Source organism: Polaromonas sp., assembly GCF_018780625.1.
Lineage (GTDB): Bacteria > Pseudomonadota > Gammaproteobacteria > Burkholderiales > Burkholderiaceae_C > Polaromonas.
The window spans coordinates 16,829-18,502 of record NZ_JADMJK010000055.1 but is presented as its reverse complement, the minus strand read 5'-3'; the positions used below and the strand labels follow the sequence as shown (position 1 = coordinate 18,502).

Sequence of the window (1,674 nt, the reverse complement as noted above, 5' to 3'; positions counted from 1 at the left end):
GGATTCTGGAAACCGGCCCTGCCGTGCCCGTGCAGTCGCAGTCGCAGTCGCAGTCTGGAGGGGTTTAATCATGTTATCTCGCACCGCTGATCACTTGTTCTGGATGTCGCGCTACACGGAACGAGCCGAGAACACTGCCCGCATGCTGGATGTGAACTACCAGACTTCGCTGCTGCCGCAGTCCACCGCCGTGGCCCAGATGGGCTGGCAGGGAATGCTCAGCATCAGCGAGCTCAAACCGGCCTATGCCGCCAAGTACGGTAGCAGCATTAATCCGCGCGACGTGATGGACTTCATGGTGCGCGACGAAAAAAATTCGTCCAGCATCATCTCGTGCCTGCAAAATGCCCGCGAAAACGCCCGCGCCGTGCGCGGCACGCTGACCACCGAAGTCTGGGAAACGCAAAACCAGACCTACCTGGAAGTCATCCGCATGCTGCGCAATGGCGACTTTGAGCGCGACCCCAGCCAGTTTTTTGAATGGGTCAAGTTTCGATCCCACCTGTCGCGCGGCGTCACGCTGGGCACCATGCTGCAGGACGAGGCCTTCCACTTCCTGCGCATGGGCACATTTCTGGAGCGCGCCGACAACACCGCCCGTCTGATCGACGTGAAGTTCCATGCGATTCAAAACGATGTGCCCAATGCCATCGGCGAAGAAACGCAGGAATATGATTTTTACCACTGGAGTTCCATTTTGCGCAGCGTGTCCGCGTTCGAGGTCTACCGCAAGGTCTACCGCGACGTGATCAAGCCCGAGCGCGTGGCTGAGTTGCTGATACTGCGCGCCGACATGCCGCGCTCCCTGCTGGGCTGCCTGAGCGAAGTGATGAGCAACCTGGCCATGGTGACCAGCGATTCGGGCAGCGAAACCCAGCGCCACGCCGGCAAGCTCCGGGCCGACTTGCAGTACGCCCGCATCGATGAAATCCTGTCCAACGGACTGCATGCCTTCCTGACGCAGTTTCTGGACCGGGTCAACGAACTTGGCGCGCACATCAGCCGCGAGTTTTTGGTTCCGGCTACCCACTGACCACCGCGCCGTCAACAACCACTTCAAGGGGGAGGCGCCCATGAAGCTGCACGTCAGGCACACCACCGACTACCGCTACACCGAGCCGCTGCGTTACGCGCTCCAAACGCTGTGGCTCACGCCCCGGTCCAGCTCCGCGCAAACGGTGTTGTTCTGGAGCCTGGGCGCGCCCGAAAAGCTCTTTGTCCAGCGCGATGCCTTTGGCAACACCATCAATTCCTACACCTTCGTGGGCCAGGCCGCCGACAATGTGCGCTGGAGCCTGGTCAACGCGGCGGGCGACGTGGAAACCTTGGGCGTGGCCGAATTCAACGACGACAGCAGCTTGCCGCATCCGCTGTTTTTTTTGCGGGCCACCGATCTGGCCCAGGTGCATCCGGCACTGGCTGACTTTGGCCGCCGCTTTGTGCCGCCCCCGGCCACGCCCGGCCAGGCAGACTTGAGCGTACTTTTGGCACTAAGCCAAGGTGTGGCGGGGGTAGTTTGCTATCAAAAAAATATCACCAGCGTCACTACCACGGCGCTCCAGGCCTTTGAGGCCGGGGCCGGCGTATGCCAGGACCAGGCGCATGTGATGGTGGCGGTGTGCCGCAGCCTGGGCATTCCGGCCCGCTACGTCAGCGGCTATTTCTACGCCGCCA

At 61.4% G+C, this 1,674-nt stretch carries 2 protein-coding genes; both read left to right on the top strand.

Features of this window, described 5'->3' with window-relative positions; genetic code table 11:
• Nucleotides 1-70 precede the first annotated feature (70 nt).
• The gene (locus IV091_RS05310) at nt 71-1,033 is read left to right on the top strand and encodes an alpha-E domain-containing protein (protein ID WP_293466079.1); all 963 of its coding nucleotides are present in this window, start codon (nt 71-73) and stop codon (nt 1,031-1,033) included.
• Nucleotides 1,034-1,073: 40 nt separating this feature from the next.
• Nucleotides 1,074-1,674 (top strand): transglutaminase family protein (locus IV091_RS05305; protein WP_293466078.1); only part of this gene is annotated, 601 nt, incomplete at its 3' end.

Bases quoted from the DNA above. Each gene is read 5' to 3' on its own strand.
- IV091_RS05310 (WP_293466079.1), top strand. From the start codon at position 71: ATGTTATCTCGCACCGCTGATCACTTGTTCTGGATGTCGCGCTACACG.